The 26094-nt window shown below is 34.5% G+C and carries 17 protein-coding genes and 2 CRISPR repeat arrays; of the genes, 10 read left to right on the plus strand and 7 right to left on the minus strand.

Translation table 11 applies throughout. From position 1 onward, the window contains the following. From B6D18_RS08450 to B6D18_RS08460, 3 genes are all read right to left on the minus strand, one after another. A partial coding sequence (locus tag B6D18_RS08450) for a hypothetical protein (RefSeq protein ID WP_144063967.1) occupies positions 1-574 on the minus strand: 574 nt, incomplete at its 3' end. A 607-nt stretch (positions 575-1181) separates the two neighbouring features. Beyond that, complete coding sequence (locus B6D18_RS08455; RefSeq protein WP_086364059.1) at positions 1182-1865, minus strand: hypothetical protein; 684 nt, start codon at positions 1863-1865, stop codon at positions 1182-1184. A gap of 89 nt (positions 1866-1954) precedes the next feature. Continuing rightward, positions 1955-2283: a CRISPR direct-repeat array (repeat unit 29 nt; unit sequence ATTTCTAAACTACCTACACGGCAGTGAAC). A 1003-nt stretch (positions 2284-3286) separates the two neighbouring features. Continuing rightward, positions 3287-4777 carry a hypothetical protein gene (locus tag B6D18_RS08460; RefSeq protein WP_144063968.1) on the minus strand — a complete coding sequence of 497 codons (1491 nt, stop codon included), beginning with the start codon at positions 4775-4777 and terminating at the stop codon, positions 3287-3289. Positions 4778-5583: 806 nt separating this feature from the next. Here B6D18_RS08460 and B6D18_RS08465 point away from each other — a divergent pair. Then, complete coding sequence (locus tag B6D18_RS08465) at positions 5584-6510, plus strand: hypothetical protein (protein WP_086364061.1); 927 nt, start codon at positions 5584-5586, stop codon at positions 6508-6510. 933 nt (positions 6511-7443) lie between these two features. Here B6D18_RS08465 and guaB read toward each other — a convergent pair. The 3 genes from guaB to B6D18_RS08480 all read right to left on the minus strand — a co-directional run bounded on the left by guaB (position 7444) and on the right by B6D18_RS08480 (position 11425). Then, positions 7444-8907, minus strand: coding sequence for an IMP dehydrogenase (guaB, locus tag B6D18_RS08470; protein ID WP_086364062.1), 1464 nt, complete (start codon positions 8905-8907; stop codon positions 7444-7446). A 130-nt stretch (positions 8908-9037) separates the two neighbouring features. Beyond that, entirely contained in the window at positions 9038-9748 is a 711-nt protein-coding gene (gene ubiG / locus B6D18_RS08475) for a bifunctional 2-polyprenyl-6-hydroxyphenol methylase/3-demethylubiquinol 3-O-methyltransferase UbiG (RefSeq protein ID WP_086364063.1), read from the minus strand. 1209 nt (positions 9749-10957) lie between these two features. Beyond that, the gene (locus B6D18_RS08480; RefSeq protein ID WP_086364064.1) at positions 10958-11425 is read right to left on the minus strand and encodes a hypothetical protein; all 468 of its coding nucleotides are present in this window, start codon (positions 11423-11425) and stop codon (positions 10958-10960) included. Between the two features lie 83 nt (positions 11426-11508). Beyond that, positions 11509-11836: direct repeats of the CRISPR family, unit length 28 nt; unit sequence TTTCTAAACTACCTACACGGCAGTGAAC. A gap of 455 nt (positions 11837-12291) precedes the next feature. On the opposite strand from B6D18_RS08480, the gene B6D18_RS08485 reads away from it, so the two are divergent. The 9 genes from B6D18_RS08485 (at position 12292) to B6D18_RS08525 (ending at position 24314) form a co-directional block, all read left to right on the plus strand. Continuing rightward, a complete protein-coding gene (locus B6D18_RS08485; RefSeq protein WP_216818915.1) occupies positions 12292-13665 on the plus strand; it encodes a sodium-dependent transporter in 1374 nt (457 codons plus the stop codon). Between the two features lie 274 nt (positions 13666-13939). Next, positions 13940-15814, plus strand: a complete 1875-nt coding sequence (gene htpG / locus B6D18_RS08490; RefSeq protein WP_065578237.1) for a molecular chaperone HtpG — start codon at positions 13940-13942, stop codon at positions 15812-15814. Positions 15815-16000: 186 nt separating this feature from the next. Further along, positions 16001-16840, plus strand: coding sequence for a BglG family transcription antiterminator LicT (gene licT, locus B6D18_RS08495; RefSeq protein ID WP_086364065.1), 840 nt, complete (start codon positions 16001-16003; stop codon positions 16838-16840). A 179-nt stretch (positions 16841-17019) separates the two neighbouring features. Further along, a complete protein-coding gene (locus B6D18_RS08500; RefSeq protein ID WP_086364066.1) occupies positions 17020-18921 on the plus strand; it encodes a beta-glucoside-specific PTS transporter subunit IIABC in 1902 nt (633 codons plus the stop codon). A gap of 3 nt (positions 18922-18924) precedes the next feature. Next, on the plus strand, positions 18925-20316 hold the full coding sequence (locus tag B6D18_RS08505; RefSeq protein WP_086364067.1) for a glycoside hydrolase family 1 protein: 1392 nt from the start codon (positions 18925-18927) through the stop codon (positions 20314-20316). A gap of 77 nt (positions 20317-20393) precedes the next feature. After that, the gene (locus B6D18_RS08510; protein ID WP_086364068.1) at positions 20394-21212 is read left to right on the plus strand and encodes a histidine phosphatase family protein; all 819 of its coding nucleotides are present in this window, start codon (positions 20394-20396) and stop codon (positions 21210-21212) included. Between the two features lie 175 nt (positions 21213-21387). After that, on the plus strand, positions 21388-22713 hold the full coding sequence (locus B6D18_RS08515) for an OprD family outer membrane porin (protein WP_086364069.1): 1326 nt from the start codon (positions 21388-21390) through the stop codon (positions 22711-22713). Positions 22714-22725: 12 nt separating this feature from the next. After that, a complete protein-coding gene (locus B6D18_RS08520; RefSeq protein WP_086364070.1) occupies positions 22726-23490 on the plus strand; it encodes a histidine phosphatase family protein in 765 nt (254 codons plus the stop codon). A gap of 281 nt (positions 23491-23771) precedes the next feature. Beyond that, complete coding sequence (locus B6D18_RS08525; RefSeq protein ID WP_086364071.1) at positions 23772-24314, plus strand: methylated-DNA--[protein]-cysteine S-methyltransferase; 543 nt, start codon at positions 23772-23774, stop codon at positions 24312-24314. A 485-nt stretch (positions 24315-24799) separates the two neighbouring features. On the opposite strand, the gene B6D18_RS12615 is transcribed toward B6D18_RS08525, so the two are convergent. Further along, on the minus strand, positions 24800-26094 hold a 1295-nt coding region (locus B6D18_RS12615; protein ID WP_158092556.1), incomplete at its 5' end, for a hypothetical protein.

Here is a 26094-nt window from a genome sequence, read left to right on the forward strand (position 1 = left end):
TTTTAGCATTAATATCTGCTACGGCAGGATTACGGGCTTCCCATTTTATCTTAATTTCACCTGTCGCAGTTGCGGTGATTAGGTCATTAGTATCAAATCCATCACCATCATCATCTGCAAAATAATTGTACGGTGCAGCAAGTAAATCAGTCATATTTATTACAGGAAACTGATTATTGCCTGATATAGGTAATGGAACAATTGTTTGTACACTGGCATAAGTATTTTTTTTATCAGGTAACTCAATCGGATTGGATATACTTGATACATCATTTTGCGGGGTTATCACAGTACCATTTGGTAATTTAATCGCTAGTAGCTCTTCTGTACTCGTTATTTTACTAACACCATCATCTAGCGTTAAATATGGTGCACTACCTTTTACATTTTCGATTGTATATACACTTAAAGCATAAACAGGCCTAAATATGGTTGAAAAAAATAGAGAAAATAGACAAATCTTTTTAAAGATTTTTAATATTGTTTGGTCAAATGACAAAAAAAATTTTTTATTGCGAAATATTTTAGTATTAACTAAATTAGAAATAGATCCTAAATAAGGATATCTCAACATACTTTTAATCCTTTAATTTATAATTTTTTATTGAAAACTTTGCAATCCTTGCAAGGAAAGTATAAATAGATAAAATTATGATGACAAATTCAGATTGGTAAATAATTGTTAAGATTTTTGCCCTACTTAAACCGCCTTCCTCAAAAAATATTATCATTAATTAACGTACTATTTTTAATAATGATTTATTAAATTTGAAAAATTTTATATCAATTTCAATCGTATAATATTCTAGTTGCCAATTTAAAAGATAACTTAATTATTTTGGATTTAGATTTAGTTTAAGATTGATATTATCCTTATCCAATAAGAATCATGAATTATATGTTCGGATCTACTTGGTGTTATAATTTCTAATAATGATTTATCGGTGTTATTTGTATTTTGACAATATGCGACTGACCAAATATTATAGTTTTACCATTATAATGGAATTTCGCACCAAATTCTGTCGATATGACGATGAACACAAACAGATAATGTTTACAACAACGGCTAGATACTTAAACTACTTTCACGGCAATGCTCTGTCAGATATGGATTATAATTACCCATCTAGAATTCATTATATAAATCATAGATAAAATAAAAGCCCGAAAGGGCTTTTTTATCTAAGATTGAAATTACTATATACTTTATATTCAATGAATTGATTAGTTGCTTTTTTTATTTCTAATTCTGCACCTTTATATCTTATAACTTTTGATTCTGATAAGTCATATTCAACATTATTTGAAAATGCAGGACGAGTAAAATCATTATTAAATTCTTTATACCCAATGTTAATCTTATTCCCTACTTTACCGTTATAGATTAGTATCTGCTGAAACGCGTTTTGATAAGTTACATTTTTCTTTTGGTAAGAAAATAAAGCATCACCTTTACATAAAGAACCACCGCTAACATTAATAATACATAGGTCATTATCTTGTTTATTAATTCTAATCCCTACAGGTATATCAGCAAAGGTTGATTTTCCAACTGTGACTCCAGAGTTTAACTCATTCAATCCAAAAAACAGATACTTTTGATCTTCACCTACTTTAGGATATTCCCCAGCATGAATAGTATAATCTACCCCTCTACTAACAACAGTAGTTTGAGGGAAATAAATAACGTCCCTTGATGCAACAGTACCCTGCCTAACCATATCATCGCCAATAAATGTTTTTGTAACAACATTCAAATCGGGATAACTTATTTGTTTTGTTTCAGCTATATAATTATACTTCACAGTGTTGCAAGCAGTTAAAACCAAGCTAAATAAACTTAAAAAGATTATTTTTTTCATACCATCTCCTTAGTAATTAAATTTCGGTAATGGTATGTTATTTAAAGATTAGGAGCAATAAAAAAACCACCATTTAGGCGGTTTATGTAAATTTTTAGCTACCTACACGGCAGTGAACCACTTCGACTCTCAACGGTTGTGAATTGGGCATTTCTAAACTACCTACACGGCAGTGAACCATATCAGCGAATCGCGGCACTGGAAGCTCAATTTCTAAACTACCTACACGGCAGTGAACGTTATTGTGGTTAATGGTTTATCGATATTATATTTCTAAACTACCTACACGGCAGTGAACTAGAAACTTCATTATCAACAATTCTAGTGGCATTTCTAAACTACCTACACGGCAGTGAACGGACAGATTTAGTATTTCAGAGAGGCTTGAAATTTCTAAACTACCTACACGGCAGTGAACTAGAACACAACATACTATAAATGTAGTTGGCAAAAAGGCAAAGTCTATTTTTACCAGTAAAAACCCTTTTTTTGAACCACTTCTTAACACATTGATTTTTAATCGCTTTATTTTAAGTCAAAAAAAAGGGTTAGCAATAGGATATTTTTAAGCTTTAAAAAACCCCTCTCCTCAAATTTTTTGTTTTTTTAGTTTCGGACGTTTTGTTGTTTGGTGGTTATTTCTTTACGGTGATTACGTCCGAGTAAAGAGGGTTTGCGCGACCCCTCTTGACCAACTCCCGCGGCGACCACGCAAGTGGTCACTACGTGACTGCCTTCCGCCTGCGTTCGCTCTTAACGCATCGGCTGTGATTTGTTCCTGACAAAACACAGCCTTGCCAAACATCCCTGTTTGTCATGCTAATCTCTCTCAGTTGTCAGCACATTGCTAATGTCGCGAAATGAAGTACTCCAATCTAATTGGTAAGTAATAAACCTTTGTGTTTAGTACGAACTGATTTTAGTTTTATAACCAATTTCAGTGAAATTGTGGCTAAATTTAGACTTAAAAAACCCCTCTCCTCAAATTTTTTGTTTTTTTAGTTTCGGACGTTTTGTTGTTTGGTGGTTATTTCTTTACGGTGATTACGTCCGAGTCAAGAGGGTTTGCGCGAACCCTCTTGACCAACTCTCGCGGCGACCATGCAAGTGGTCACTACGTGACTGCCTTCCGCCTGCGTTCGCTCTTAACGCATCGGCTGTGATTTGTTCCTGACAAAACACAGCCTTGTCAAACATCCCTGTTTGCCATGCTAATCTCTCTCAGTTGTCAGCACATTGCTAGTGTCGCGTCACAAAATCGCTTTTTTTTTATCGCCTTTTTCATCAGCACCATTGCCCTTTATAAGGCAATTATTCGGTAACGTCCTAACGTTATTTTTCATATATTTAACTCAGCAGCTCAAAAACTAAGGACTAAATAATAAGAAATAAGCATAGGTGCCAAACCGTAATAGCTTGAATTAAAGAGATACACATAACCCATGTGCGAGAAAAATGACAAACTGATTATTACCACCTGTATCACTCGTCCAATAGGAATTGCTACCGAAGCCGGCTCCTGTGTAAGTGTACAAGCTCCCCCATTCCGGGAAGAACCCTGCTTCAATACGACGCTGGTATGTATTATTAGGTGATGATGATTTAATACCAACAGCATCTTGACACCCCCAAGAACTTGAATCCTGACAAGTCGTATTAGTTAAATCCTTAACCTTAGGCACCCGATAATCCCCAATTTTTGCACACCACGACGATGTACTTGAATAAGTGTAATAAACCTTACCACGATTGACGAACCACTGCTTTAATACAAAACCATACTTGACGACCGCATTACCTTTTCTATCACGACCAACTAACTCGAAAGTCTGAGGCAAAGATGGCCTTTTGATACGACGTGGATTATCTGAACTCTGTTGCGAAGAATCTGTAACTGCAGGACCAGTTAGGGTGACACGAACGCTGTTTTTTGTTGATTTGCTCATCTTAGCCTTAATATCACCATTAGGAGAAACAGCCTTCCAATATAATGCCTGATTACTACCTGCAATATCCAAATCAAAAAACAAATTATGAGCGCCAGTAGTCGGAAAGTTTAAACCATAAGACGATGGCGTAACTGACTGAGTAAGAAATCCTTTATTAGGGTTCCAAATGTTAGCAGGGCCAGTGTAATATGAAGAACCATTAACCAAGTTAGGTCTGACAAAACAAATCACTGGTGTTGCCTTAGGATTAATATAATAAGTGGCATTACTGGCACTAAAACGGCTTTCATTAGGTATACCATAACGTGTTTTTAATGTACCGCTAGTATTAGATAAGGTTAATTTATACGGCGATTTACAAATAGTCAGCACCTCATTACGGGCGACAGCCTGATTATATTTATCAACAATGGTTAAGTTTAAACTACCTGTCGCAGTTATATCATTAATACCCTGACCATCACCATCATCATCCCCCCAATAATTATAAGGCGTACCAATAAGTGAACTTAATGCAATAGAATTAGTATTTGTTGGCACTAACATACCAATATCGGCAAAAGTTTGACCAGCAATAGGTAACTCGATTGGTTTTGTTATACTGGAATGAGTATCCGATGGTGTATAATGTTCGCCATTAGATAAAGATATTCCAAGCAGACCGTCAGTATCAGTAACTCGGGTACGCCCACCATCAGAAGTTAAATACGGAGCTGAGCCATGAATAATATTAGCAGTTTTAGATGTTAATGCATGATTAGAAAAAGAGATAACCAATAAAACAGCCACGGTTAACACTAAAAAAACTTGCCGAGATAAAAAGGCTAAACCAAGAAAATTTGAGAAATTTTGCCGAAATTGCTGAAAAAACAAACTATAGTGAAGAACTAAACAATGTGAGCTTAACTTTACTGACGTTAAATTAGAGATTGGACAGGTTTGGTGTTGTAAATTATTATACATACCCGATGTCATTATTAATTAAATGATTTATTTAAAATCCATTAATGTAAAATTCATCCATTCATATAAATATGTTGTAAAAGTATAGTGATTGAAAAAAACCATGCAACTTATTTTGACCATTTAATTGTTAACTTTTGTAAAGTTTAATGCAATATTATGTCTTAAAATCTATTTTTTGTTTTTTTAGTTTCGGACGTTTTGTTGTTTGATGGCTATTTCTATATGGCGATTACGTCCGAGTAAAGAAAGTTGGCGCGAACCCTCTTTACCAACTCCCGCGGCGACCATGCAAGTGGTCACTACGTGACTGCCTTCCGCCTTCGTTCGCTGTTAACGCACCGGCTGTGATTTGTTCCTGACAAAACATATCCTTGTCAAACCTTCCTGTTTTCCATACTAATCACACCTAGGTCTGCACATTGCTAATGCCGCTAAATGAAGTACTCCAATCTGATTTGCAAAAAATAAACTTTTATTATTGGAACTAGCTGATGTTATAACTAACTTTACTGATTTATTCGATAGATTTGGGTTTTAAAACCCCGTTCCTTAAATTTTTCTAGAACACAAAACTAATTTACTTCTGTTGATATAACATGCGCATAAACAAAAATCACTTTTCAAACCTATCGTTATTGTGTATCTTGCGCTCTTAAGATAAATGCCAAAATAAATATTCATTACGTTAAAAACTATAAAACAATACCGCATTATCTTTTTTACTTACAACAATTGCCCCAACAACCTAAATAATAATTATTACTTACTTTTATTCATGAAGTTAAATAAAAACAGGAAAGACGATGATAAACTTAAAAGTGATAGGACTTGTATTAATAGCCGAACTAAGTTTGGTCAGATGTGAAAAAAATCAAGAATATTATTTAAAACATATTGATTCTGCTGAAAAAAAGTTAAAAGACTGCCGTAATGATTTAGATTTAGCTTTTAGACAAAAAGATGATAAATTAATCGAAAAAATAAGAAATCATACCGAATGTCAAGCTGCAAAGAATGCGATTAATGAGGATCGAATACTACAAGCTAAATTAGAACAAGAACGTAAAGCAGCTGAGGAAAAGCTAGCTTTAGAAACAGAAATGACAACAATTAGAAACCAAATAGCGGACAAATCATGGCAAAAGTCAATCAATGAATATCTGAAAATTGAAGGGTGTAATGTGTTATTTTCAGCACCGTCTCCTAAATGTAAAGCTTGGGAAATTGTTTATAGTGAAAAAGTTGATGAAGGTAAAAAAGAATTAAAACAATTACCATTCGAAGATATTAAAGCGCAAATGATGTCTCTATGTAAATTTGATCGACGTCAAGGTTCAAATTGCGCCGTTGCTCAATTGGTTTTAGAAGAAAAAGCTACTGAAGATCTGGTTAACGCCGATATTCAAACAATTGACTCAAAAAAATCACTTTATTGTGCTGAAGATATCTACTTTTTAAATGCCTGTAGAAATAGCTGGCAAAATGCTTGGAACAAGGAAAGTGATAAACAGGTAAAATTCTTCACCGATAATGATGATGAATTTATTAAAACATTTAACTCATGTGCTGATAAAATAGCGGACATCGAAGAACTAAACTTAGAATGGCGCGAAAAAAATACTTTAGAACATAAAATAACAGGAACCTATCCTTGTTATCAAGCGAAGAAAGCTTATATTGAAAGAGGCCTAGGTTATTCTGTCGATTTTAAAAAGAAAATTGAAAAATAATTAAAGTTAAATTCGCATTTTAGAATGTAGTACTTGTCATTTAAGCGTATGATAAGTAAATTTGATTAAAAGTCCGAGACAAATAACAACTCGGTCTTTTTTATAACATGGAAATAATACTTGCCACTAGTTAAAACAAAGCTCTCTGCCATATAAATAATTTACTATATTGATTTCAGTATCGTTCCTATTAAGACACGCGTTATTAGATATAATTTAATAAAATTCAATGTTTTCTTTTAAATTATAAGCTATCTATGTCATCATAAAAAATAACAAATCAAAGCTTAAAAATACTTCACCAAAAGTTGCTGACAAATGAATTCTGTTTTTACTGCGCATCAGTTGGTTATAAAACTAAAATCAACTAACTCAAAACATAAAAGTTTATTTCTAGCAAATTAGACTGAAATACTTCATCAAAGCGACATTAACAGTGTGCTGACAACTGAGTGAGCTTAACATGACAAACAGGGATGTTTGACAAGGCTGTGTTTTGTCTGGAACAAATCATAGCCGATACGTTAACAACGAACGAAAGCGGAAGGCAATCACGTAGTGACCACTTGCGTGGTCGCCGTGGGAATTGGTCAAGAGGGTTGGCGCGAACACTCTTGACTCGGACGTAATCACCGTAAAGAAATAGCCACCAAACAACAAAACGTCCGAAACTCACCGAATAAAAAAATTTTGAGGAACAGGGTTTTTAAAGCCCAAAACATCCCATAATCTCTCTAAGTTAGTTCATTGTTTAACAAGTGCTGTTTCATTTCTCAATATCCTAGTGCTGCCAATAATGATTACCTACATCCTGGAGCTCTATCTAAACCAATGTTGAATTAAATTGTTAATCAAATTATTCCTCAAATTTTGGGATAACAAATGATACAAATAAAAAAGGGATTGTATTCAATCCCTTTTAAATCATACTTATTAGCCAGCTCGATAGTTAGGTGGCTCTTTAGTGATAAGTACATCATGAACATGACTTTCTTTCATACCTGCACCAGTTATACGATAAAACTTCGATTTAGTGCGAAGTTCATCGATAGTTCCACAGCCTGTTAATCCCATACATGAACGTAAACCACCCATTTGTTGGTGGATAATTTCTTTTAACAAGCCTTTATATGCGATTCGACCTTCAATACCTTCTGGTACTAACTTATCAGCAGCATTGTCAGATTGGAAATAACGATCAGATGACCCTTTTGCCATTGCCCCTAACGATCCCATACCACGATAAGATTTATAAGCACGACCTTGGAATAATTCAATCTCGCCGGGTGCTTCTTCTGTACCGGCAAACATCGAACCAACCATAACACAAGATGCACCAGCAGCAATTGCTTTAGCGATATCACCTGAAAAACGAATACCTCCATCAGCAATAACAGGAATATTATGTTGTTTAGCTACCTCAACAGCATCCATAATCGCACTAATTTGTGGTACCCCTACCCCAGTAACAATACGTGTAGTACAAATTGAACCTGGTCCAATACCGACTTTGACTGCGCTTACTCCGGCATCAATAAGAGCTTTAGCGCCTTCACCGGTTGCCACATTACCACCAACAATTTGCAAGTTTGGATAAGCTTGTCTTGTTTGGCGAATACGTTCAAGTACACCTTCTGAATGGCCATGTGATGAATCGATAAGTAACACATCAACACCAGCTTCTACCAATGCAGCAATACGTTCTTCATTACCTGCTCCTGCGCCAACAGCAGCGCCCACTCGTAAACGACCTTTTTCATCTTTACAAGCATTTGGTTTTTGCTCGGCTTTATTGTAGTCTTTGACTGTTATCATGCCTTTTAAGTGAAAACCATCATCAACAACTAATACTTTTTCAACACGGTGTTCATGCATTTTTTTCAAAACACTTTCCCGAGATTCTCCTTCTTTAACAGTAACTAAGCGTTCTTTAGGCGTCATTACGGCTGTGACAGATAGTGATAAATCAGTAGCAAATCGAACATCACGAGCAGTAATAATGCCAACTAATTCTTGCGATTCTGTTATAACAGGGAAACCAGCAAAACCATATTCTTTGGCTAGTTCAATCACTTCTTTAATCGTTGCTGTAGGTAATACTGATACGGGATCTTGTACAATTCCGCTTTCATGTTTTTTTACCCGTTTGACATGTTCAGCCTGAACTTCAATTGGCATATTTTTATGAATAAAACCAATACCACCTTCTTGAGCAAGTGCAATAGCAAGTTCGGCTTCGGTAACGGTATCCATTGCCGCAGATAACATTGGAATATTTAATTTGATGGTTTGCGTCAGTTGAGTTGTAATATCAGCAGTATTAGGTAGAACAGTTGAATGGGCTGGAACTAATAAAACATCATCGAACGTGAGGGCTTCTTTAACTATACGAGACATGACAATATTCACCATTGAGTTGAATTGTTGATAAAATATTGCCGATGTATTCTACTCACTTTCAATATAAAAGACCAGTAAAATTTTATATTTATATTTCAGCAGAAAATATAGCGCAAACTAATCTCTGTTAGTCGCTATCGCTTTTTTGTGCCATTAAGATGTAATTGACATCAACGTTTTTACCTAAGCGAAATTGATTACTGAGCAAATGATACTCCATACCAATTATTCCTTTTACAATCAAATTAGCTTGTTCAACCCAAGTCATTAATTCAGAAGGACGAATAAAACGATTAAAATCATGAGTACCTTTCGGTACTAAGCGTGCAATATATTCCGCACCATAAATCAACATTAATTTTGCTTTATGATTGCGGTTAATAGTCGATAAATAGAGTTGTCCATTAGGCTTAAGCAATTTTGCACAAGCTTGAATAATTGAAAACGGATCGGGAACATGTTCTAACATTTCCATACAAGTAATAACATCATAATGAGCTGGGTATTGTTCAGCATGCTGCTCCACTGTTTGATTCTGGTAGTTTATTTCTAAATCATTTTGCTCGGCATGTAATTTTGCCACTGCTAATGATTCTTCAGCAAGATCAATTGCAGTTACATTAGCCGCGAGTTTAGCAAGACTCTCTGACAAAATACCTCCGCCACAGCCAACATCTAAAACATGTTTTCCATTGAGATCACCTGACAGTTGTTTTATATAATCTACTCGTAATGGATTAATAATATGTAATGGTTTGCATTGGCCATTTGGATCCCACCATTGCGAAGCAAGTTTTGCAAACTTATCTATTTCGTTCAAATCGATGTTTTGTGTCATAACTATTCTTTTCTTTTAGAGAAGTAAAATACTTTATGTAATATATGCGATGGGCTAATGATTAGCAATAATTAACGATTTTAAACAGTATGTCTTTTAACTTTTTGATGATAACATTATGATTATTAAAAAATTATATAATTATTTTCTGCATTTTAGTAAAAATAAACATCTTTATCATCCGGCGTTCTTATTATAAGAATCTCAAGTAAATCACTAATAAAAGAGACAAAATAAATTATCTCCAAAATTTTAACTTTTTACTCATATTATTATCCTTAATTTTGGAATAAGGAGATGTTATTTATTTGGGATAGAATAAACTCTCTATGCGGTAGTAAACTAGAACATTATACACAATAAACTTTGTTCAGAAAAAGAATAATAACCAATTTGTAACTAAAGCCCTTTTTTTACACCTATTTATTATTATCTGATTTTAAATTAAATATATTTATCAGCAAAAAAAGGGGGCATCTAAGCTCTTTCAGAATCTTTTACTAAATGTAATGCATAATTAAACAGATCCTATATTACCCAAAACGCATTAGATTTGTCTTTAACCTCAGCTGTACTGCACTCAAGAATATAAGCCAGAGGCTTAACTTGCCCTTCATTTGCGCTTTAATTAATGCGTTCATTGCTGATTCTGCATTTACCTAACTTGTTTTATTAATAGTTAGTAAGTTAGACAAGGTGTCAATATAAGACAAAATGCTTAGAGTGCTGTAGCCTAATTCCCCTATTGAGTTCGACAGCCTAATATATAACTCTGATGACTTTTCAATCGTACGACCGTTGCGATCTGATGTCGCTAATAACTGGTTAAGAATATCTTTTGTTTGTGATGCTGTAGCAACTGTATTTTATATGCGGTCTTCTAATTCGTTCCAGCTTTGGAGCATATGCAATTACTATGCTTGATACTCATGCCGCAGATACCCCGTTAACAATAGTTGTGAGTTTTCCCAGAGAGTTACCTGTACTTTTTGCAGACATCTCAAGCTGGTCTAAACCTTTTGACGCTTTTGAACCACTATTGTTTAACTCTTTCAACTCTCCCTAACTTTTTTAGATTCTTCCAGCAAATTTTTAGTCTCTAACAAAACTTGATACATTATTTGACCGTCTATGAATTTAGGCATTATTTTCTCCATGCATAAAAAAACCGCCGAAGCGGGTTCTATTCAATCTATTTTTCTATTAAATTTAATGAGCTACCTTAATACAGTTTTCTTCAACCTTTTGCCTTAAATTATTTTTTATTTGCTCTTCCTCTGGGCGAGGATTATAAATATTTTCTACAAATAAGGTTTGTCTATATTCTTTATCTGAAATATATTCAAACTTAATAGATGTATAATATTTATCAAGTTCTATTATGTCTAAATATTTTGTTTCTTGAATAGCAACATCTGACGAAACAGAGTACCAATCTCCTTTATTGATGTCATCACCACTCCCTCTCATCAACATCCCGTCGTAATTTTTGTATGTGACCAAGGTTTTTTCGCTTTTGACCTCTTCAAAATCCTGAAAAATTCCATTTTTCCATTTTGCCTCTTGTTCGGTTTGTATACACTCCCAATCACCCAAAAGCATCTCCTCAGTGACTTTCTTTTCACCACAGCCAGTTAAAACCATCCCAATTAAGCCTGCTAAAATTATTCTTTTCATACCATCCCCTTAATTTTTAGGAAATATTAAGTTATTTATTGATTTGGAGCAATAAAAAACCGCCACTAGGACGGTTTATGTGATTTTTGGGCTACCTACTCGACAGTAAACTACATTTCATCATCTAAGCTAAGCTTTTGCTTTTTCTAAACTACCTACACGGCAGTGAACAACAGATGAGTCTTTTCCGCCTGAAAATGAGATTTCTAAACTACCTACACGGCAGTGAACCCTCCCATTCTGTCGCTAATTTGATATCAAAATTTCTAAACTACCTACACGGCAGTGAACTCTGTAAACAACACAATGAGTTTACAGCAGATTTTCTAAACTACCTACACGGCAGTGAACCCGATATTAAGTGGTTTATTTTCGTTTGAAACTTTCTAAACTACCTACACGGCAGTGAACTAGAACCCGATATACTATAAATGTTGTTGGCAAAAAGGCAAAGTCTATTTTTACCAATAAAAACCCTTTTTTGACGCCATTCTTCAAAACATTGATTTTTAAATCATTTTATTTTAAGCCAAAAAAAGGGTTGCAACAGTCTAAATATAATCGCCAAAAAAGTCGTTTCTCAACTTTTTATGAGTTGTTTTTTTACCTTATCTCAATATTTGTTTCTTAAATCTTCAATCCCTATTGAGTTCGAATTTAATATTAGAGCAATTTATAACTAGGCTTGAATAAACTTTAAAAAGTTAAAACTATTAATTGTGATAGCTTTAAATGGTAATGTTTTCTTGTTTATAAATTTATTTCATGGCATGATTTAGCATTTTATTTATCTAATAAAAAAATAGTTAGGCTTTTGCTGATACTAAAATTAAATATTTAATCAAAACTCTAGGGAAAATAGATTCATGAGTACAGGTACTATGAAGAAAAGTCATTCACAGTGGAGCTCTCGCATGGGATTTATGCTTGCTGCTGCCGGTTCTGCTGTGGGTTTAGGTAATATATGGAAATTTCCATATATGGCAGGTGAAATGGGTGGTTCAGCATTTGTTCTGACCTATTTACTATTTATGTTTGTCATTGGCTTACCAATTTTAGTTTTAGAATGGTTAATCGGCCGTCGCGGACAAAAAAACCCAATTCATACCATGGAAGATGTTGCTGCATCAGAAGGGCGCTCAAAATTATGGCGCTGGGTTGGTATTATTGGTGTACTTGGCTCGTTTTTAATTCTTTCTTTTTATAGTGTGATTGGTGGCTGGGCGACTGATTATATCTTTTTGTCCATCAATGGTAGCTTTGATGGTGTTGATGGCGCAGCTACTGAACAAATTTTTAGTAGTTTCCGTAGTGATGTCGGTAGCCTTTTAACTTGGCATACTGTGTTTATGGCAGCCAATACCATCATTGTGGCTATGGGCGTTGGTGCTGGTTTAGAGCGCGCTTGTAAAATTATGATGCCAGGCTTAGGTATTTTATTGTTAGTGTTAGTCGTTTACGCTGCAATTGTTAGTGGCCCATCATTTAGCGTAGCGTTTGACTTTTTATTCACCCCTAATTGGTCAGCATTAAACGGTACCGCAATTTTAGCTGCTTTAGGTCATGCGTTCTTCAGCTTATCATTAGGTATGGGAATTATGATGGCTTATGGTTCATATCTTGGTAAAGATGTGAATTTACTATCAACAGCACGCACAGTGGTTATTTTAGACGTTATTGTTGCTATGTTATCTGGTATGGCAATCTTCCCGTTAGTTTTTGCTAATGGTTTAGCAGCTGGTTCTGGCCCAGGCCTTATTTTTGTTACTTTACCAATTGCCTTTGGTAATATGGCTGCTGGCTCAATTTTAGGTTGTTTATTTTTTATCTTCCTAACTTTTGCTGCATTAACTTCATCAATTTCATTACTTGAACCAACTGTAGAGCTTTTAGAAGAGAAAACGCCTATGGGCCGTAAAACTGCGACTGTGGTTAGTAGTGTATTAATTTGGGCATTAGGTATTGCTTGTATTTTATCCTTCAATATATGGTCAGGTGTGACGTTATTTGATAAAGGTATTTTCGATTTACTTGACTATCTAACTAGTAAGATTATGTTACCTGTGACTGGCTTAGGAACTGTAATCTTCGGTGCTTGGATGATGAACCAAAAAATCATTCGTAAAGAATTGAACTTAGGCAATTTCTGGTTTGGTGTATGGTCAATCTTGACTCGCGTCATCATTCCTGTGGCCGTAGTAGTTATTTTAGTTTGTGGATTCTTACCAGAAACTCGATAATTAACTGGTTAGTAAATTTAAAAGCCTTGATTAATATCAGGGCTTTTTTATTGCCAAAATAACTAAAAAATCAGCAATTAATTAGTTATCTGAATACTCTCTCTTGAAATTGTCTTTTTTATTCCCATATAACGATACAACAATTAATCAAATCATTATGTCAATGTTAATCAGTTAATATTAACAAGATAACATCTTATTTATCGCATTAATAAGATGAACGTTTTGTGGTAAATATTAATTGAATTTGCAAATATAGCTGAGGTATTAGTCAATGAGTAAGCAAGGAACTGAAACACGTGGATTTCAATCCGAAGTTAAACAAATTCTTCATTTAATGATTCACTCTTTATATTCTAATAAAGAAATATTTTTAAGAGAATTAATTTCAAATGCTTCAGATGCAGCTGATAAGCTTCGTTTTAAAGCGCTTGAAAATCCTGATTTATACGCTGGTGATGCCGAGCTTGGGGTTCGTATTTCAACCAACAAAGAAGCTGGCACCTTAACCATTGCCGATAATGGTATTGGAATGACTCGTGATGAAGTCATTGAGAATTTAGGAACAATTGCTAAATCAGGCACCAAAGCATTTTTAGAATCAATTGGTAGTGATCAAGCTAAAGATAGCCAACTTATTGGTCAATTTGGTGTCGGTTTTTACTCAGCATTTATTGTTGCTGATAATGTTACCGTTACAACTCGTGCGGCAACAGCCAAAGCAGATGAAGCTGTTATGTGGCAATCTGCTGGTGAAGGTGAATACACCATTTCTGATACTAACAAAGAAACACGTGGTACTGAAATCGTCTTACATTTAAAAGATGATGAAAAAGAGTTTTTAGATGATTGGCGCTTACGTTCAATTATTAGCAAATATTCAGATCACATCTCATTACCAGTTGAAGTACAAACTACTGATGAAGAAAGTAAAGAAGTTAAATGGGAAAAAGTGAATAAGGCGCAAGCACTTTGGACGCGTAGCAAATCAGAAGTAACTGATGAAGAATATAAAGAGTTCTATAAACATATTTCCCACGATTTTGCCGATCCGCTAAGCTGGAGCCACAACCGTGTCGAAGGTAAACAAGAATATACTAGCTTGCTCTATATTCCATCTAAAGCACCATGGGATATGTGGAATCGTGACAATAAACACGGTTTAAAATTGTATGTGCAACGTGTTTTCATTATGGACGATGCAGAACAATTTATGCCAAACTACTTACGCTTTGTAAAAGGCTTAATTGACTCTAATGATTTACCATTAAATGTTTCGCGCGAAATCCTGCAAGATAACAAAGTAACCCAGAATTTACGCAATGCATGTACTAAACGTGTTTTACAAATGCTTGATAAACTTGCTAAAGATGACAAAGAACAATATCAACAATTCTGGAGTGAATTTGGTCTCGTTTTAAAAGAAGGGACTGGTGAAGATTTTAGCAATCGTGAGTCGATTGCTAAGTTATTACGCTTTACTACCACTAACAGTGATAGCGAGGTACAGAGCGTATCATTAGATGATTACATCAGCCGTATGCAAGAAGGTCAAGAGAAGATCTACTTTATTACTGCCGATAGTTATGGTGCAGCCAAAAATAGTCCTCACCTTGAATTATTCCGTAAAAAAGGTATCGAGGTATTATTACTTTCTGATCGTATTGACGAATGGATGATGAGCAATTTAACTGAATTTGCTGGTAAACAATTCCAATCTATCAGTAAATCTGACGAATCAATCGAGAAGTTAGCCGATCAAAATAGCGATGAACAAAAACAAGTTGAAAAAGAACTTGAGCCATTTATTGAACGAGTGAAAAAAGTTTTAGCAGATAAAGTTAAAGAGGTTAAATTAACCCATCGTTTAACTGATACACCGGCAATTGTAACAACAGCTGCTGACGAAATGTCGACACAAATGGCTAAATTATTTGCTGCAGCAGGACAAAAAGCACCAGAGATTAAATACACATTTGAGATTAATCCTGATCATCAATTAGTTAAACGCATCGCTAATACTCAAGACGAAACAACATTTAGTGACTGGGTTGAGTTATTGTTAGATCAAGCACTTCTTGCTGAAAAAGGATCATTGAGTGATCCGAGTAAATTTATTCAAACCATGAATAAATTACTTGCTCAATAATTAATTAACTATTTTGAATATTCAACCCGACAAGGCTTGCCTGTCGGGTTTATTGCTATTTTTTACCGCAAAAAATCAACAATTTTTAAGCCAAATTTTGATACTTATCACACTTTTTCATTTTATCACTTTCTATTTTTGTTAAGCTAGACATAATAACTTAACCTTTAATTTAGACTGTAACAGATGAAAGTTCATAAAATATTAAATAATAATGTTGTCGTAACGTTAGATGCAAAGGGAAATGAATTAATTGTTACTGGACGTGGGGTAGGATTCAAAAAAAAGGAAGGAGATGAAATTGACCCCAAACTTATTGAAAAGCAGTTTTCATTGAATAATCAAGAAATACTGCCAAAGTTTGCTGAGTTGCTTTCGGAAATACCTATCGAAATTCATACAACTTCAGATATTATAATCAATTATGCAAAAAAACAGTTAAGTGGCAAATTACAAGATAGTATCTATATTTCATTAACCGATCATATCTATTTTGCTATTGAAAGACATAAGCAGGGATTTGATATTCCGAATAACTTTATTTGGGAAATAAAAAAATTCTATCCAAATGAATATCAAATTGGTTTGCATGCTTTATCGGTGATTAAACAGCGCTTAGGCGTAGAACTGCACGAAGACGAAGCGGGTTTTATTACCTTCCATATAGTCAATGCTCAACTAAATGATACCATGCCGAATATCGTTAATATGACGAAGATCATGCGCGAAATTTTGAATATTGTTAAATACCACTTTAAATTTGAGTATGATGAAAACAGCCTTTCCTATCAACGTTTCGTCACGCATTTGAAGTTTTTTGCTCATCGTATTTTGAGTCAAGGAAAACAAGTACAACAAGATACATCATTGTATGAAATAGTTCGGCAAAAATATGAACAAGCTTATTTGTGTACCAAACAGATAGATTTACATCTAATTCAACAATATCAGCATCCATTATCCGATGATGAAAGTTTGTATTTAACTATTCATATTGAACGTTTAAGAGCCGAATTAAAAAATTAATAATGTGACTTTAGTCACAAATTAAAGATCTACTAGTCAACAAAATTATTAAAATTGTGTTAATTTAGTATTGAATTTTGGATTGTTATTGCATCAACAATGTTTTGATGCGAGCAAAACCTAAACCCCCTATGGATAGGGAGTTTAGGTTTTTTTTTGCGCTTAAATAAGGATAAGCTATGAAAAACAAACAACTTGCCGAAGTAATTATTGAGCATGTAGGTGGTAAAGATAATATTATCAGTCTAGTGCATTGTGCAACTAGACTTAGATTTGCGCTGAAAGATGAATCGAAAGCAAATGCTGATTTTTTAAAAAAACAAGCGGGTATTATCACCGTTGTACAAAGTGGTGGACAATTTCAAGTCGTAATAGGTAACAGCGTTGCAGACGTGTTTGATGTCATCATGCAATTAACTCATCTTAATGAAACACCGAGCAAAGATGCACCATCAGCGGCCCCTAAAGGTGTGATTTCAAAACTAATTGATTTAGTTTCAAGCATTTTTATTCCTGTACTAGTTGTACTTGTTGCTGGCGGTATTTTAAAAGGGATTATTGCGTTATTACAAGTATGCTCAATTGTTCATGAAAAGACACCAACGTTTAATTTTTTAACTGCCATTGCCGATGCTCCATTTTATTATTTACCGATCATTCTAGGTTTTTCAGCAGTAAAAAAATTCGGTGGTAACCCTTATGTTGGTATGGCATTAGGTGGGGCATTAATTCATCCAGCAATTATCGGTATGATAAAAGAGAATATTGAATTACAAACTGAATTTTTCAATATCCCAATTCAGTTAATTCAGTATAAATCATCAGTATTCCCAGTAATTTTAGCTGCATGGTTCTATTCATTACTTGAACGTAATTTTAATAAAATCATGCATGATTCATTTAAAAAATTCATCTCTCCACTATTAGGTATCATGATTACTGTACCATTAACTTTTGCGCTTATTGGTCCTGTAGTGGCATTTTTAAGTAATAGTGTGGCTAACGGCATTATTTATGTTTATGAACTTAATTCGGTTATTGCTGGCATGATTTTAGCTGGACTTTGGCAAATAATGGTAGTGTTTGGCATCCATTGGGGATTGGTGCCATTTGCAATAAACAACACTATCGTCTATCACGAAGATTTTATGTTACCGATCTTATTCCCTGCTGTATTTGCCCAAGTGGGTGCGGTATTAGCGGTTATGTTACGCAGTCAAGACCCGCAAGTTAAAGCCTTAGCAAGTTCATCAGCATTATCAGGGATCTTTGGAGTAACCGAACCAGCCATCTATGGTATTAACTTACCATTAAAACGTCCATTTGTGATCGGTTGTATTTCAGCAATGGTTGGTGGTGGCATTATCGGTTACTTTAAATCTGTTATCTTCTCATTTAGCTTTACCAGTATCTTTGCATTTTTACAAATGATCCCTGCTGATGGGCTGGATGATAAATTCTATGCAGCAGTAATCGGTTCGATAATCTCATTTTTAATTGCACTGATCGTGACCTACCTATTTGGTATCCCAAAAGATAAAAAACAAAATGATGATAATGAAACAGAAAATTATCAATTAAATAGTAATCAAACTGATATTAGTGAACAAGTAAAAACAATCACTATTGCCAGCCCATTAACAGGTCAAATTATCGACTTAAAAGAGGTTAATGATGTTACTTTTGCTAGTGGTTTAATGGGTAAAGGTGCTGCAATTATTCCAACTGTTGGCGAAGCCATTGCACCAGAAGATGGTGAAGTTGTGTCACTATTTAGAACGAAACATGCTATCGGTTTCCAAACTAAATCTGGTGCAGAAATACTTATCCACATTGGTATTGATACAGTGAAGTTAGATGGACAATATTTTGAAGCTCATGTAGAAAGTGGTCAAAAAGTGAAAAAAGGTGATCGCCTAGTAAGCTTTGATATCGAAGCAATTAAACAAGCAGGTTTTGAAGTAACTACACCTATCATTATCACTAACAGTGATGACTATATTGATGTGCAATGCATATTTAATCAAGATGATATTCAACAAGGTGACGCACTATTAGCGTTAAGTGCAAACAAGGAGTAAAACATGACTAATACTTTTCCTAATGATTTTTTATGGGGCGGCGCAATTGCCGCTAACCAAGTCGAAGGTGCTTATAATGAAGATGGTAAAGGTCTTTCAACATCAGACTGCACGCCTAATGGCCTATTTGGCGATATAGTTGATCGTAATAATGTCGAAATTACGAGTATCAAAGATCGTGCTATCGACTTTTATCATCGCTATCCAGAAGATGTAGCTCTGTTTGCAGAAATGGGATTTACTTGTTTAAGAACATCAATCGCATGGACACGTATTTTTCCTAATGGCGATGAAGAACAACCAAATGAAAAAGGTTTAGCATTTTACGATAAACTTTTTGATGAAATGTTAAAACACAACATTACGCCTTTAGTTACCTTATCACATTATGAAATGCCCTATTATCTAGTTACTCAATACGGTGGTTGGGGAAACCGTAAAGTGATTGAGTTCTTTACTCGCTATGCCAAAACTGTATTTGAACGCTATAAAGATAAAGTGAAATATTGGTTAACATTTAATGAAATTAATATGTCACTACATGAGCCATTCACCGGTGTCGGTTTAGCTAGAAATAGCAGTAAAGCAGAAATCTATCAAGCTATTCACCACCAATTAGTAGCCAGTGGCCGTGCAGTTAAACTTTGTCATCAAATTATACCTGATGCCAAAATTGGTAATATGTTACTTGGTGCTATCGCTTACCCACTTAGTCCAAAACCTGAAGATGTTTGGGCAACACATTTAGAAAATCATGGCTGGTTGTTCTTTGGTGATGTGCAAGCACGTGGTTATTACCCAACTTATATGAATCGTTATTTTAAAGAAAACAATATTGAATTAACGATTACCGATCAAGACCGTGAAGATTTGAAAGAAACCATCGATTTTATCTCGTTCAGCTATTACATGAGTTGCTGTGGTACAGCTGACGACTCACTACGCCAAAAAGGTAACATTCTTGATATGGTACCAAATCCACATCTAAAAGCGTCTGAATGGGGATGGCAGATCGACCCGATCGGTATTCGTTATTTATTAAACTTACTTTATGAACGTTTTCAAAAACCACTATTTATTGTTGAAAATGGCTTAGGCGCTAAAGATAAACTTGAAGCGGATGGCAGCATTAATGATGACTATCGTATTAATTATATGAACGATCACCTAGTGCAAATTCGCGAAGCGATTAATGATGGTGTTGAAGTAATGGGATATACCAGTTGGGGACCAATTGACCTAATTAGTGCATCCAAAGCAGAAGTAACCAAACGATATGGTTTTATCTATGTTGATTTAAATCAAGACGGTTCTGGGACGCTACAACGCTATAAAAAGAAAAGTTTTTATTGGTATCAGTCGGTCATTTCATCGAAAGGTGCTAATTTAAAATAATGATGATTCCGGTAGGTCCTCTGCCCTACCGGTTATTTTACTCATCATACTAATGATAATGCCATATGAGGCTAAAGATGAAAAATAAAACAATTAAAGCGGTATTAACTACCAGTGCACTGTTATTAACAACACTTGCAACTGGGTGTAGTAGTCAAGCAAATAATACCACAAGCAATAATAGTGATGATGCCATTAATATTTATTTTGCTCGACATGGTAAAACCTTATTTAATACCTATGATCTGGTACAAGGTTGGGCTGATTCACCGTTAACTGACAAAGGTATTGAAGTTGCTCGATATTTAGGTGAAGGTTTTAAAGAGCAACAGATTCAATTTGATGCTTATTACACTAGTGATGCTGGACGTCAGCGTGAAACAATGCAAGTTTTGTTACAGCAAAAAGGTGTTAAAGATTACCAGATCCAAGAATTAAAAGGTTTACGTGAAGTATTTTATGGCGGATTTGAAGGTGGAAGTAATACCAAAATGGTATCAGCATCCATGAAATCACTTGGTTATAAATCTGTTGATAGCTTCTATAAAAGTTATGTGGAAGGACAAATTCCCGTGGCAACTCTAACTGATGCCATCGCTAAGAGTGACCCTAAACAGCAAGCGGAAAACTTTGACAAGGTTAAAGAGCGTACCCAAAATGCTCTGCACAGCATTGTAAAAACAGCCCAAGATAATCATCAAAAAAATATTTTGGCAATTTCATCTGGTATGTCAATGCAAGCTATGATTTCTGATTTAACCGATAACCCAAATAAAAACAAACCATTGTCAAATGCTACTGTGGTTAAAATCGTGTATCAAAACGGTAAATATAGTGTCGTTGAAATCGGCAATATGGAGTATGTCAATCAAGGTAAATTATCATTAAATAAATAAGCAATTGGAGGCAAGCAAATAACTATAATCTAAATAAAATTAGATAATTTGGAATTAAATTAGCAAAATAGGATTGTTACTGCTTAGGCAGGCAAAACCTAAATATCAGCTCAACCGATAGGTTTCTGGGCGGTATTTAGGTTTTTTTTTGGAAAAATAAAAATAGGATATAACAATGAAAATAAAGTACCTTCCACTAGCGCTACTGAATATTATATGTTTTTCAGCTATTGCAGCTGAAACAAATTCGCTGAATACTGATAACAGTTTTTTCAAAGATAGCAAATTTGAATTTTCGACTCGTAATCATTGGAAGTATTTAAAAGAAAACGCATCACAACCCAAAGAAGTTCATAGTGCGTGGGGACAAGCATTAACATTTAACTATAAGTCAGGTTATTGGTTAGATATCTTGGGATTTGATGTTACTTATGACAATGTCATCAAACTTGGAGCCAGTGATTACTTTGCTACTCGTAACTTACTTTATAACGATGGCAAAAAAGCGGATAAACACAATGCTCATGGTTTTAACAAATTTACGCAACGTTATGTTAAAGTCAAACTTGGTAATAAAGATATTAATTTTAATGGTAAAGCTGGTTGGCATAGTTTAAAAGACATGGGGGTAATTAGTTCATCGCAACATTTAACCCGTAACAGTTATCTCGGTTATAGCGGAACACTTAGATATTCTAATTTAGCACTATCTTTAGCTTATATCGATAGCACTTTACCACGTGAATCGGCTAAAAAAGTACATTTTTATAGTTTAGATAGAAAGTCCGTAATTGATAATATCAAAACTGCTGAAATCGCCTATAACGATAAAGTAATTAAACTTGACTACTCTTATGGTGTTGCCAAAGATTATATTAATCGTCATGCAATTGAGTTTTCATATAAACCAATGGAAAAACTAAACTTTGGTTCACAAATCTATGGCAGTACTGCGCTTAAAAATCATGACAAAATGAAAGCCAATGTGCGTGATTTTGATGATTCAGCGTGGCATTATGCAGCCGATGTAGAATGGAAAGAAGCAGACTGGAGCGCTAAATTTGGTATTGCTTATACCGATGCCAATCGCAAAGGTGCTATTGGTTATTATGGTCGTCACATAGGTAAAAATAACCGTGGCCGTTATAATGGTATGGCTGCTGCAGGTGCCGACTATATGCGTGATGGTGAAGTAGTATTATCCAGCGTGTTGGGTTATGACTTCTTTAAAGATAATACTACTGGTTTATACCTAAACTATGGTGAATTTAACTATAAACATGAAACCTTAAAAAATGGTGAAATCAATGTGTTTAACATCTGGAAACCAACCAGCGGAACATTTAAAAATCTGTCTATTTTGTCAAAATTTGGTTATGGTTGGTCTTATAAAACCCTGAGCAGCAAAGATATTACCCCTAAATTGAGAGACGGGCATGTACAACGTTCACCAACATTATCAGCAGAAACCGTTATTGATTATCGATTTAACTTGTTATAAAAGGACGAAACTATGAAAAAACTTATTAAATTTATTGGATTAACCGCAATTCTTACTGCTTCAATAGCACAAACTGTTGCTGCCGATGTGAATATCTATTTCACTCGTCATGGCAAAACTATGTTTAATAATGTCCATCGTGCACAAGGATGGTCAGACACCCCACTTACTAAACCGGGTATTGAGGTTGCAGAGCAACTTGGCCGAGGTTTAAAAGATATTAATTTTATTTCGGTATATTCAAGTGACTCTGGTCGTGCTAGACAAACAGCAAGAATTGTACTTGAATCTAAAGGTGAAACTAAATTAAGCATTAATGAAATGGAAAGTCTGCGTGAAACTTGTTTTGGTGATTTTGAAGGTGATCTTGATCCAAACATGTGGAACCCAGCAGCACAACATCTAGGTTATGAATCAGACAAAGCCTTAATGGCTGATTTAGCTAAAGGTAAAGTTACCCTTAAAAAAATGATGGATGCGATCAAAGCTGTTGAGAAATCAGGCCAAGCAGAAGACTATAATGCCGTTAAAACTCGAATGCAAGCATCATTAAAAGTTATTGCTAAATCTGCTCAAGAAAAAGGTGGTGGTAATGTATTGGTTGTCTCTCACGGTATGGCTATTATGGCAATGGTTGAAGAGATGTTAGACAAACCAATCACGAGTGGACTTGGAAACGCTAGCGTAACTAAAATCCGTTATACCGATGATGGTAAATTTATCGTTGAATCATTAGGTGATATGAGCTATGTAGAAAAAGGCAAAGCTAGCAAATAATCTTTATAAAAAGACTCACTAACGTGAGTCTTTTTTTTATTATTGTTGAGTCATATTCTATTCACTCTACTATGGTTAATCACTTTGCTTTCAGTATTAATACATAAAATAGTATTAATAAATTTTCATTTAAAATTATTTATTGCAGATAATATAAAAAAAGAAAAAATTTTTATAACTACTTAATTGAACAATCTAAAATAAACAACTATTTTTACTACTTAAATTACATTAACTGGTTATAATAAAGTATCGCTTAATCAGTAATATCAGGATTTTTCATGTTTTATATTAGCAACTATTCGTCCCCAATGGGATTGATAACATTAGCTAGCCAGCACAATAAATTAATTGGCGCCTGGATTGAAGGGCAAAAATATTTTGGCCAAATTGTTAATGCGACCAAACAAGAAAAATCTAATTTAACAATATTTAATCAAACTAAAAAATGGTTAGACGACTATTTTCTAGGAAAAAAACCATCTATAAAGCAATTATCACTTGCTCCTCAAGGTAGCGCATTTAGGTATATGGTGTGGGACATATTAGCGCAAATTCCTTACGGCGAAGTCATTACCTATGGCTATATCGCAAAACAAGTGGCATTGAAATGTAATAAGCCACATATGTCCAGTCAAGCTGTTGGAGGCGCGGTTGGTCACAATCCTTTATCAATTATTATTCCTTGCCATCGGGTGATTGGAGCCAATGGTAACTTAACAGGTTATGCAGGTGGAATTGACAAAAAAATTTGGCTTTTGCAACATGAACAAGTTGATATGCAAAATTTTTTCATCCCTAAAAAAGGCTCCGCGATTAAATAAAAGTTTATTTGTTAAATCGCTAAAAAACCCTTTTCCTTAGATATTTTTATTAAAATGAATTAATAATTCAATGTTCATTATTTAATGATACATTTCCAAACTTTTGATAAAGATTAAACCAACTTTAAAAGGATAATTATCCAGCTCCAAATCACTTAACTAATTAATTTATTTGCGATTTAAGCTAAATAAAACACTCTATATTTTACTTTAATCTTGTTTATTGTTTAGACGATAGTTCTGCACCAAATGACGATAATAACGCATTTGGCTGGCACTTACTTAATTCATTCTAATGGAAATCCAAAATTTGCTATCAAATCATTTCCATATTTTTTGTTATGAACAATCTTACTTTTAATTTATGGCCTTTAATGCAGTACAATAAAGCTACCCTCATTATAAACGCGTAAAAAATAAACCTGCTTTATATATCAATACCCTTTTATATCAAGATTGTAAGACTAATGTTTTACGAATAGCTATCAAGGAGAAACACAAGCTATATAATGAGGTAATGAGCCACCGCCCGCTTCGCCACCTTCCGCCGAAACATGCCATGAAGCTATACGATTATTTTTCCAAACTCTAACTTCCACAATGTTGGTAGTCGCAATCAAATAATAATCATGTGACCAATCACTATCAGGATAATTGCGACATCTCGAACGACCATTGTTGTATAAACATCCCCATTCATTGATTATTCCACTGACCCATTCGCCATCTTTACGGTAACTTAACTGGCGAAGAGCAGAGCCTACTGTAGGACCCAATTTGTTTCCCATCTCCCAATAGACGTCATAAGTCAAATCATACATTTCGGTTAACCGATAACCTTTACCTAATCGACGACACTCTTCTTGACCTTTTGCTTGATATATCGATACATTTTCTTTAGTTATATCATTTGGATAGGCTATATCAGTAGGAATATACCAACGCATCAACTTAAACTCATAAAGTATTTTACTTTTTTTACTATCTGCATACAGTCTAAAAGTGGAAGGACTAAAATTTTTATCATTAGACGTTGCCCGAGGACCATTTAAGGTTATCTTTAATCCTTTTTGTGGGACACCATATAATGGGGATAGATAAGGAAACATTGTTGAAAAATTATCTAGCACTCCGCTTTGATGATCCCAAAGAGTTATTCCCGTACTTAAGCTTAATCTGACATTACCACCTTCTACAGCGCTTATGCTACTGCCATTAGCTGCGATCACGGCCTCAGGACTTATTCCTGCCAATAACAAATAAAAATATAATCCATTAGACCCTGTACTTGGAAAATTATTTGTATAAACTGAATTTTTACCATCATAATTACCACTATTACGTGCACCATAACTCTTAAATCCTTTACTTGGATAACCTCTATAATCCCAGTCAATCGTACTCGAATCCCAGCCAGTCCCATCAAGCATATGCATAGCACCAGCATATAATTGAGAACCATCATCAAATAATGGACTTGGTTGGGCATAACAGACATGGGGTTCGACTTTAGGATTTATATAATAACTATGGCTACCGCCCATAAAACTACTTTTATTCGGCTCACCATATTGGGTTTTTAATTCACCATTTGTTGCTGTTATGGTTAATTTATAAGGACTATCACATTCAATAAATTTACTATAGGCATTATTTTTAACGGTATCGGTCACATCAATACCATTAATGTTTTCCCATTTAACGCCTATATCACCACTCGCTGTTGCGATAACTTCACCGGCTACATCATCGTATCCATCGCCATCATCATCACCAAAAT

The organism is Gilliamella sp. A7 (genome assembly GCF_002142015.1).
GTDB classification, from domain to species: domain Bacteria; phylum Pseudomonadota; class Gammaproteobacteria; order Enterobacterales; family Orbaceae; genus Gilliamella; species Gilliamella apis_A.